Source organism: Helicobacter cetorum MIT 99-5656 (assembly GCF_000259275.1).
GTDB classification, from domain to species: domain Bacteria; phylum Campylobacterota; class Campylobacteria; order Campylobacterales; family Helicobacteraceae; genus Helicobacter; species Helicobacter cetorum.
The window spans coordinates 1,036,377-1,046,937 of sequence record NC_017735.1; the positions used below are offsets into that span (position 1 = coordinate 1,036,377).

At 36.4% G+C, this 10,561-nt stretch carries 8 protein-coding genes; 6 read left to right on the top strand and 2 right to left on the bottom strand.

The window, feature by feature from the left end; translation table 11 throughout:
* Position 1: 1 nt before the first annotated feature.
* Genes HCD_RS04970 through HCD_RS04985 form a run of 4 tightly spaced genes read left to right on the top strand, consistent with a single transcriptional unit; the run spans position 2 to position 2,846 of the window.
* On the top strand, positions 2–775 hold the full coding sequence (locus HCD_RS04970) for an ABC transporter ATP-binding protein (RefSeq protein ID WP_014659497.1): 774 nt from the start codon (positions 2–4) through the stop codon (positions 773–775).
* The gene (locus tag HCD_RS04975) at positions 760–1,575 is read left to right on the top strand and encodes an MlaD family protein (RefSeq protein ID WP_014659498.1); all 816 of its coding nucleotides are present in this window, start codon (positions 760–762) and stop codon (positions 1,573–1,575) included. The genes HCD_RS04970 and HCD_RS04975 overlap by 16 nt, the downstream gene beginning before the upstream one ends.
* A gap of 1 nt (position 1,576) precedes the next feature.
* Complete coding sequence (locus HCD_RS04980; protein ID WP_014659499.1) at positions 1,577–2,227, top strand: hypothetical protein; 651 nt, start codon at positions 1,577–1,579, stop codon at positions 2,225–2,227.
* 31 nt (positions 2,228–2,258) lie between these two features.
* Entirely contained in the window at positions 2,259–2,846 is a 588-nt protein-coding gene (locus HCD_RS04985) for an META domain-containing protein (RefSeq protein WP_014659500.1), read from the top strand.
* A gap of 122 nt (positions 2,847–2,968) precedes the next feature.
* Here HCD_RS04985 and HCD_RS04990 read toward each other — a convergent pair whose 3' ends face one another.
* A complete protein-coding gene (locus HCD_RS04990) occupies positions 2,969–3,715 on the bottom strand; it encodes a DUF535 family protein (protein WP_014659501.1) in 747 nt (248 codons plus the stop codon).
* 269 nt (positions 3,716–3,984) lie between these two features.
* Positions 3,985–5,046, bottom strand: a complete 1,062-nt coding sequence (locus HCD_RS04995) for a cytochrome-c peroxidase (protein WP_014659502.1) — start codon at positions 5,044–5,046, stop codon at positions 3,985–3,987.
* A 152-nt stretch (positions 5,047–5,198) separates the two neighbouring features.
* Here HCD_RS04995 and dnaE point away from each other — a divergent pair, with 152 nt between their 5' ends.
* Together dnaE and HCD_RS05005 are read left to right on the top strand one after the other, a co-directional pair.
* Positions 5,199–8,837, top strand: coding sequence for a DNA polymerase III subunit alpha (gene dnaE, locus HCD_RS05000; RefSeq protein ID WP_014659503.1), 3,639 nt, complete (start codon positions 5,199–5,201; stop codon positions 8,835–8,837).
* Entirely contained in the window at positions 8,819–9,589 is a 771-nt protein-coding gene (locus HCD_RS05005; protein ID WP_041594828.1) for a pseudouridine synthase, read from the top strand. The genes dnaE and HCD_RS05005 overlap by 19 nt, the downstream gene beginning before the upstream one ends.
* The last annotated feature ends 972 nt before the right edge of the window (positions 9,590–10,561 follow it).

A 10,561-nucleotide genomic window follows, 5' to 3' on the forward strand; every position in this document is an offset into this window, starting at 1 on the left:
AATGAGTGAAATTTTAATTGAAGTGAAAAATATCCATAATGCTTTTGGAAGCACTATTATTCATAGGGGCGTAAGTTTTAATGTGTATAAGGGCGAAGTGGTAGCCATTTTAGGGGGTTCAGGGAGTGGTAAAAGCACTCTTTTAAGGAGCATGATTTTACTTAATCGCCCCATAAAGGGGGAAGTGCTACTTTTTGGGGAAGACATATGGAAACTCAAAGATGAAGAGCAACGCAAGATTTTTAATCGTTGCGGCATTTGCTTTCAGTTTGGAGCATTATATAGCTCTCTAACCGTTTTAGAAAATGTAGGCATCATGCTAGAAAAATACAGCCCTTACTCTAAGAATATTATTGAAGAAATTTCTAAAATGTGGATTGAAAAAGTAGGCTTACCCACTAGAGCCTACCATCTTTACCCCTATGAATTGAGTGGGGGTATGAAAAAGCGTGTGGGTTTAGCTAGGGCTATGGCGACTAATCCTGAAATTTTATTTTTAGATGAGCCAACAAGTGGACTAGACCCTTATAGTGCAGGTAAATTTGATGAACTGATTATGATGCTCAAAGAGAGTTTGCAGCTTACGGTAGTGATGATTACGCATGATTTAGACACTGTGCATGATTGTGTGGATAGATTTATCATGCTTAAAGATGGGTTATTAGAATTTAATGGAAATTTAGAAGAATTTGTTAAAAAAGCCCAAAGTGAAGGGCTAGATGAAGGAAATTTATTCAATTCAACACGAGGAGAGAAATTTTGGAAAGACATGTAAATTATACTTTAATCGGTGGACTCTTCTTTTTATGCTTAATTTGTATGGTAGGTTTTATTTTATGGCTAGGTCATGTGGGCTTAGAAGATGGAAAATACCAAAAATATGTAGTCTATACAGACAAAGACTTAGGAGGGATTGCAGCCAACTCGCCCATAAATTACAAGGGCATTCAAGTAGGCAATGTTGTCAAGGTAGGTTTTGCAAAGGGAAGAGTAGGAGTGGTGCGTTTGGATTTAATGATTGATTCTAGCGTTAAAATTCGTAAAGATTCAAAAGTGGCTGTTTCTTCTCAGGGGCTTATGGGGTTAAAGTATTTAGCCTTAGAGCAAAGTAAAAATGAAGCGTTTTATAGCGGTAATGACAAAGAAGAAAGGGTTTTAATCTTTAAAGAAGGGCTTATGGGTCGCTTAGCTGGGGACGCTAATCAAGTGGTTCAAGAAGTGGTGAAAGTGATTAAGAATATAGATAAAATGCTAGATAATGAAAATGTGGAAAAGGTTAAGCACATCATTGCTTCAGTGGATAATGTGATGGCTAATTTGGAAGCGAGAAAATCTCAGTTTGATTTGTTGATTAAGAATGCTAACGACCTAGTTTTAAATGTGGGGAATGTGGCTTTTAATGTGGATAAACGCCTAAAAGAAGGGCAATATGACTTTAAGGCGATGTTTACCCCTTTGATTACACAAGCAGAATTGAGCTTGAGAAATATTGATAATTTTGTTCAAAAGGGTTCTATATTGATAGATAAATTTGAAGCTGACCCTTACAAAACCATTTTTGGAGAAAGGAAATAACATGAGAGCTGCAATGATAAAGGGGATTTTACTCTCATTAGTTTTAGCGGTAGTGCTTGGGGGTTGCTTAAACTTAAATTTAAGGCAAGTGTTACCTGAAATTAAAATCTATGATTTGAATGCAAGTTCTTTTGAAAGCACGCCATGTTCAAAGCCCCTTGCTGAAGTGGGGTTAGTGAGCATTTTGAGCGTGGATTTATTCAATACTAAAGAAGTTGTTTTTAAAGCTAAAGATGGGCAAATCACTTATGGGAAGCATCAAAAATGGGTGGATTTACCCCGCAACATGCTAAGAACCATGTTTATGCAAGAAGCACAAAAAGCGTGTTTAAGCGTAGCACTACCCCCATATGGCATGAACGCTCCACCTTATGCGGTGCGTTTTACGATTTTGTCTTTCACACTTTTAGAGGGTTCTCATAAAGCGGAGTTTGTGTTAGGCTATGATATTAGTGTGAAAGGCCATTCGCATTCTGGGGTTATCATTAAGCATGAAGATGTTTCTCATTTGGGGAATAAACAGGCGGGTGCGAGCAATAAGCAGGAGTTTCAAGAGGGTGTTATGCAATCGCTTCAGCATGCCAGTGAGCAAGCCATGCAAGAAGCCCTTTCTTTAATCAAGAATACTATTGAAGCACAAGTTATAGACTAAGGCGTTTTTGGAGCGTTTAAGGAATGTTGTTTTGAATTTAAGACTGATGGTGATGAGTGTTGCGGGGGCTTTTGTTTTTTCAGGGTGTTTTTTCTTAAAATGGTTTGATAAAAAAATTTCTAGTAATAATTGGCACATTCAAAAAGTAGAAATGGGTAACAGAACTTATGATATTGATACCATGCTGGCTGATAGCGCTTTTAGAGAAAATGAAGAAGAGCAAGACTCACTTGTTAACACCGCCTTACCCAAAGATAAGGCTATAAGTGATGCTAAAGAGTTAGAAAGAAAGGAAAAAAGAAGGCATTGGTATGAACTCTTTAAAAAGAAGTCCAAACCTAAAAATGCTATGGGGGAGTTTGTATTTGACCAAAAGGAAAATCGTATTTATGGAAAGGGCTATTGCAACCGGTATTTTGCAAGCTATTCGTGGTATGGGACTCATCATATTGAAATTGAAGATAGCGGCATTTCAAGGAAAGTGTGTAAAGATGAGGTTTTAATGGCGTTTGAATTGAAGTTTATGGAAAATTTTAAAGGTAGCTTTATAGTAACTAAGGATAAAAACACACTCATTTTAGACAACGAAAAAATGAAAATTTACTTAGTAACGCCATAAGGATTATAGAAGATTTTATTCGTATAATCCTAATTATAATTTAATGTTTTTAACAGGGCTAAACTTAAAAAATCAAACTAGGATAGATTGCCTATCTATGTTATTATATTATAAAAAATAATTTATACTACAAAAATATTTTTCACGCTATTTTCTATCATTTCTAATAAGTTAAAGCGTTTTCTATAAAAGGAGCGTTTTTTTGAAGGATAGTCATTCAAATCTTTATGCGTGTGCAATAAATTAAAATAGGTTTTCTTGCCAATAGTAATGTATTCAGCTTTGCACTCTTTAAAAAAGGCGTCGTAGTCTTTTATGTAGCGGGTATCGTTTTCTTGTCTGTGTTGCTCATTGCTCGCTTGAAATTCATTTAAAATACCTAGAGTTTTATCGCATTTAAAAAGCCTTGTGAATATCTTTTGTAACTCTATGAGTAAGAAATGCGGTTGCATATAACAATTTTTGGTCAAAAATTTAATGTGCTCTTCATATGCATAGTGTTTATTGCCTTGCACGCTAGTGATAAGCCAATGATTTTCAAATAAGCACATACTAGAGCGACAAATAATATTTCTCTGTTCGTTTTTGATATGACAAATAGTTGTTTCTATAAAACCTTCTGTAAAGGTTCTGTTGTAAGCGATTTGAAAATAAAAACGATATACATCATCGTTGTTGCCTTTTGTCTCAAAAAAGCAAACTTCTCTAGCGCTTGTTAGTGATTTAGGCTGTTTATCTATTTTGATAAAAATGTTTTGCAAAAACAATAAATTTTTCAAAATCAAATCACGGCGTTCATCAATAGTGAGCCTTGAATCACAAAAATACTTTTGGGCTATCAAAAAGCGTGATGTATTATTGTAAGGCATATATTTTTGATTGATAAGTTGGTAGATGGTGTGCTTTTTGAGTTGTTTGAATGAGCGGTTTTTGGATAATATTTTTTTACAAATTAAGTAACAAAAAATCTTCTCAATATATATATATATATATATATCTGTTTATAAATAATTTTTCATAACAATATTGCAAGCTTTTGAGAATAAAAAACATTTTACGCTCCGATTAATGGGTGTTTTAAGGTTTAAGAATGAAAATATTTTATCAAAAAAGATAAAATATTTTATTAAAAATAAGACTAATAAACAGGTTTTGGGGTTTTATCTGTTATTGCAGGAAGCTCTGGGTAGGTGATTTTTGGTTTTTTGCCCTTTAAGGCACCAAAGAAAACTTCAATTTTTTTAGCTTCTTCATCACTAATTTGAATGCCTAACTGAATGGAACCCATCTCCTTAATCGCATCTTTGACATCCCAAAATTGTCCGTTATGGAAATAGGGCATGGTTTCTGTGATATTTCTTAGAGTCGGCACTTTAACAAGCCCATTTTTATCGCCTTTGAAATCGCCCACATTAGCGAATTTATAAGGTTTAACCACGCCAAAGGCTTGCATAGAACCACCTAAATTAATACCATTATGACAACCCACACAACCCTTTTCAATAAATACTTCTAAGCCCTCTTGTTCTGCTTTGCTTAAGGCTTTTGCATTGCCTCTTAAGAAATCATCATAGCGGCTTGGGGTTATTAAAGTCGCTTCAAACATGGCGATGCTATCAGCAATAAGCTTGAAATCAATTTTTACTTTGGAGCCATAAGCTTTTTTAAAGAGTTTCACATAGCCGGGCATAGAATTAATTTTTTCTACTACCACTTTGGGGTCAGCACCCATTTCAAAAGGGGCTTGAATAGGTCCTTGAGCTTGCTCGCCTAAGCGTGTAACTCTGCCATCCCAAAATTGCACATCATTAAAGACTGAGTTATACACGGTTGGAGAGTTTAAAAAGTGAGGATTACTCTTCCATTGAGTGCCTACAGCTTTAGGGGCTAAATCCACGCCACCAAGCCCTAGATTGTGGCAAGTGTTACAAGATACTAAGTAAGAAGTAGAAATTCTTGGGTCAAAATAAAGCATTTTGCCCAATTCAATTTGAGCTTCTGTCATTATTTCTGCGTTTTTAGTGCCAATACCCACATCTTTAGTTTTTTTGATTTGATATTCTCTAAGCGCTTTACCTATAGGCATAGGCTCTAAATGATTTTCTCTAGCCTTCTTAATCAATCCCAAATCACTGATTGCATGCACACAAGAAAGTGCCACGCAAAACGCTGTAACACCAAACAAAAGTGATTTTTTCACTATAAACTCCTTAAAATAACTTGAAATAAGAAAAACTTTCTTATTATGGGCATCATTATACAACAAGCCATAACTAAAACACCTTATAAAGGGTTTTTTAAAGAGCTATAAGTATAATGATTGAAGTATTAAATCCAAATAGGGGTTACAAGATGAAAGAAACTAAAGCGTTCACGCATTTACACTTACACACTGAATATTCGCTTTTAGATGGGGCTAATAAGATTAAAGTCTTAGCCAAACGCATTAAAGAGCTAGGCATGAAAAGTGTGAGTATGACCGACCATGGGAATATGTTTGGAGTGATTGATTTTTATACGAGCATGAAAAAAGAGGGCATTAAGCCTATTATAGGCATGGAAGCCTATATTCATAATGATGAAAATCTCTCTAGCAAAGAGAACAAACAGCGTTTCCATTTGTGCTTGTTCGCTAAAAATCAAGAGGGTTATGAAAACTTGATGTATTTAAGCTCTATGGCATATTTAGAGGGGTTTTATTATTTTCCACGCATTAATAAAAAGCTTTTAAGAGAGCATTCTAAGGGGATTATTGCTTCTAGTGCGTGTTTGCAAGGCGAAATCAACATTCATTTAAGAATTAATAATAATGAAGTAATTCGCAAGTATGGGGCTAAAGGCTATGATGAGGCTAAAAGAATTGCTTGTGAATACCAAGAGATTTTTGAAGAGGATTTTTATTTAGAGATTATGCGTCATGGTATATTAGACCAGCGCTTTATTGATGAACAAGTGATTAGAATGTCCTTAGAAACGGGGCTAAAAATCATTGCTACAAACGACACCCACTACACCATGCCAAATGACGCTAAGGCTCAAGAAATTGCGATGTGTGTGGCTATGGGTAAAATTTTAAACGATAAGGGGCGTTTAAAGCACTCTGTGCATGAGTTTTACATTAAATCGCCTGAAGAAATGGCGAAATTATTTGCTGATATTCCAGAAGCTCTAGCTAACACGCAAGAAATTGCTGAAAAATGCACCTTAGAAATTGATTTAAAAGATGATAAATTTAACCCCCCAACCCCCCCAAGCTTTAAATTCACCAAAACTTACGCTCAAAATGAGGGGTTAGATTTTGAAGATGATGCGAGCTATTTTGCTTACAAGGCTAGAGAGGGCTTAAAAGAGCGTCTAAAATTAGTGCCAGAAACGGAGCATAAAAAATATCAAGAGCGTTTGGAAAAAGAAATTGAAGTTATTACTAACATGAAGTTTCCGGGCTATATGCTAATTGTGTGGGACTTTATCCGCCATGCTAAAGAAGTGGGCATTCCTGTGGGACCGGGTAGGGGGAGTGCGGCAGGAAGTCTAGTCGCCTTTGCTTTAAAAATCACTAATATTGACCCCTTAAAATACGATTTGCTCTTTGAAAGGTTTCTCAACCCTGAAAGAATAAGCATGCCTGATATTGATACGGATTTTTGTCAGCGTAGGCGTAAAGAAATCATAGAATACATGATTGAAAAGTATGGCAAATACAATGTGGCTCAAGTAATCACTTTTAACAAGATGTTGGCTAAGGGCGTGATTAGAGATGTCGCAAGGGTTTTGGATATGCCCTATAAGGAGGCTGATGATTTTGCCAAACTCATTCCTAATCGCTTAGGCATTACGCTTAAAGGCTATGAAAAAAATGGCGAGTTTGTGGAAGGAGCGTGGGAATTAGAGCCTAAAATCAAAGAATTAGTAGAGAGTAATGACTTAGCCAGACAAGTATGGGAGTATTCGCTTAATTTAGAGAATTTAAATCGTAATGCTGGCGTGCATGCTGCAGCGTTAGTGGTAGATAGCGAGAAAGAGTTATGGCATAAAACCCCTTTATTTGCGTCTGAAAAAACCGGCGGTATTGTTACGCAATATTCTATGAAGTATTTAGAACCGGTGGATTTGATTAAGTTTGACTTCTTAGGGCTTAAAACCTTGACCGTGATAGATGACGCTCTTAAAATCATTAAAACTCAGCATAAAATTGATTTGGATTTCTTATCGCTAGATATGGACGACCCCAAAGTTTATAAAACCATTCAAAGTGGCGACACGGTGGGGATATTCCAAATTGAATCGGGCATGTTTCAGGGGCTTAACAAACGCTTAAGACCATCAAGTTTTGAAGATATTATTGCAATTATCGCACTTGGAAGACCCGGGCCTATGGAATCAGGCATGGTAGATGACTTTGTTAATAGAAAGCATGGCATTGAGCCAATTACTTATGCATTTAAGGATTTAGAGCCGATTTTAAAGCCCACTTATGGCACGATAGTCTATCAAGAACAAGTTATGCAAATCGTGCAAACGATTGGAGGGTTTAGCTTAGGTGAGGCGGATTTAATTAGAAGGGCTATGGGTAAAAAAGACGCTCAAATTATGGCGGACAATAAGGCGAAGTTTGTAGAAGGAGCTAAGAATTTAGGGCATGATAGTAAAAAGGCGGCTGATTTGTGGGATTTGATTGTTAAATTTGCCGGCTATGGGTTTAATAAATCACACTCCGCAGCCTATGCGATGATAACTTTCCAAACAGCGTATCTAAAGACTTACTACAAGCATGAATTTATGGCAGCCATGCTTACAAGCGAATCTAATAAGATTGAATCTGTGGCTAGATATATTGATGAGGTTAGGGCTTTAGAAATTGAAGTTATGCCCCCCCATGTTAACACTTCTATGCAAGATTTCAGCGTTACAGAATTTGAGAATGAAAAGGGCGCACTAGAAAAGAAAATCGTGTTTGGATTAGGAGCGATTAAAGGGGCTGGGGGTGAGCCGATTAAAAATATTATTGAAGAGAGAGCTAAGGGGGATTATAAGAGTTTAGAAGATTTTATTTCACGAGTGGATTTTTCTAAAATCACTAAAAAATCCTTAGAACCCTTAGTCAAATCAGGGAGCTTGGATAATCTAGGCTACACCCGAAAAACCATGCTCGCTAACTTAGATTTAATCTGTGATGCAGGGCGTGCTAAAGACAAAGCTAATGAGATGATGCAAGGAAGCAATTCGCTCTTTGGAGCTATGGAGAGCGAAGAAAAAGAACAAGTCGTTTTGAATATGACTGATTTAGGCGAACATGACGCTAAAACACTTTTAGAATATGAATATGAGATTTTAGGAATCCATGTTTCAGGAAATCCTTTAGATGAGTTTAAAGAAGAGATTAAGGGCTTTAAAAACTTAGTCAAAAGCATTGACATTGAAGAATTAGAAATTGGCTCGCAAGCTTATTTGCTCGGTAAGATTATGGAAGTTAAAAAGAAAATTGGCAAACGAAGCGGTAAGCCTTATGGCACAGCAGATATTTTAGACAGATATGGCAAGTTTGAGCTTATGCTTTTTGAAAAGCAATTAAACGCCCTAGAAGAGTTGGATATTAATAAACCCTTAGTGTTTAAATGCAAGATTGAAGAGCAAGAAGAAGTCGCACGACTAAGGCTTTTTGAAATCTTGGATTTAGAGAGTGCTAGAGAAGTTAAAATTCCAAAAGCTCGTTATAAAGACCCTAACAAGGAAAAAGAAGATGTGCGTGAAATACCGCCTGTTGAGATGTTAGCATCTAGTTCTTGTTCTTTGGCGATTGTGCTAGAAAATGATGTGAAAAAAGAGTTTTTAAAGCAAATCAAAGAAAGCGCTTTAAAGCATCAAGGCAAGCATCCTTTGTGCTTGATTGTAAAAGATAAGGGCAAGCAATTCAAGTTTCAAAGCGATTTGTTGGTAGATGAAAGCATTAAAGAAGAGTTTAAAGAATTAGAGTGGAGGGATTTAGCGTGAGAATTAATCAATTTTTAGCCCACTATACTAAGCATTCACGAAGAGAGGCTGAAAAACTTGTCTTAGAAGGGCGTGTCAAAATCAACCATGAGCATGCTAAACTTACTAGCATTGTGAAAGAAAATGACAAGGTATTTTTAGACAAACGCCTAATCAAGCCTTTAAAAAATAAAAAATTTAGCGTGCTAGTTTATCACAAGCCAAAGGGCGAGTTAGTGAGTAAAGCTGACCCCTTAAATAGGCGTGTGATTTATGAAAGCTTGGAGAAAAAATACGCTCATTTTGTGCCTATTGGGCGTTTGGATTTTGCGAGTGAGGGGGTGCTACTCTTAAGCGATAGTAAGGCGGTGGTAAGTGCTTTAATGCATACGAATTTAGAAAGAGAGTATTTAATCAAAATTCAAGGTGCGATTACAAAAGATATGCAACTTGCTATGCAAGAGGGCTTGAAATTAGAGAATGCTACTAAGGGCGCACATAATAAAACTGCGATTAAAAGCATGGAATTTGCCCCCTTTATTCATTATGAAATCATCAAAAACCATGCCAAATATTCTAAGCTTAGGGTGGTTATTAGTGAGGGGAAAAACAGAGAATTGAGGCGTTTTTTTGCACATTTTAATGCTGAAGTGTTGGATTTAAGGCGTGTGCGTTATGGTTTTGTGAATTTGAATGCTTTACCGGTAGGGAAAATGCGTTTTTTGAACCGCCAAGAATATAATGAGTTGCATGCGTTTATGCAAGAGGGATAAAAACATAAGAATGACCGAATAGATTTGGAAGCTATACAAACAAGTAAAAAGGGTTCTATCCATAAAGTATTGGTGACAAAATTCTCATAAGAATAGGGATTAAGAATGAAAAACTATTCTTTAAACCAACATTTACAAATAGAACCTAAAAGAATTTAGTGCTGGCTTATTGACACAAAAAGGAAGAATAAATTTTATATTCTAGTGTCTTAATCGCTTAATGCAAGATAGCACACAAGGCGATTTAAAAGTTTTTGATAGTCATAACTTTTTTAACAAGTTAAATGAATTTAAAGGCGGCGTTTTTAACACCCCAAAGGCTAAGGAATATATAGACATAGCTAACGGCTTTCATAAGCTTTTTAAAAATGATTCACAAATAGCTAACAACCTAAAAGCCGCTACTACTAAAAACATTAACCAAGGACTAGCCACCACCCTAAGCGGGGCGGCGAAGTTTTTATGGACTAAGTTTGCTTTAGGGACACTCTATAGAAATGCCCCCGATAGATTTCTAGGGCTAAAGCTACCCAAAGCCCTAAACGAAAGCACCGCAGGAGCCGCTTTAAAATACCACATTAAGCGAGCTTTAGAGAGAAGCTCAAGCGTTGATGAGTTTAGTAAAAACCTTGAATTAAGCGCTAAAAATTCTAAATTTTCAAATGATACCCTTAAGATTATAGATGAATTACAAGGCGGTTTAAATCAAGCTAAACAAGATTTTAAACAAGCCAGCGAGCCAGCCACCCAAGATGCCCCCCTAAATACACAAGAGCCATTAAGACAAGCCACAAATGATGCCCATCTAAATCAAGCCACCCAAGAAGCCCCCCTAAAACAAGCCACAAACGATGCCCCCATAAATCAAGCCACCCAAGAAGCCCACCTAAATACACAAGAGCCAGCGAGAGAAGTTACAGAAAAAGCCACAAAAGAGCCAAGCAAAGAAGCCCTAACCAAGCACGAAAAAGC

Coding starts and splice junctions, on each gene's coding strand:
- dnaE (WP_014659503.1), top strand. CDS start 5,199: ATGAAAGAAACTAAAGCGTTCACGCATTTACACTTACACACTGAATAT.
- HCD_RS04980 (WP_014659499.1), top strand. CDS start 1,577: ATGAGAGCTGCAATGATAAAGGGGATTTTACTCTCATTAGTTTTAGCG.
- HCD_RS04990 (WP_014659501.1), bottom strand. CDS start 3,715: ATGCCTTACAATAATACATCACGCTTTTTGATAGCCCAAAAGTATTTT.
- HCD_RS04970 (WP_014659497.1), top strand. CDS start 2: ATGAGTGAAATTTTAATTGAAGTGAAAAATATCCATAATGCTTTTGGA.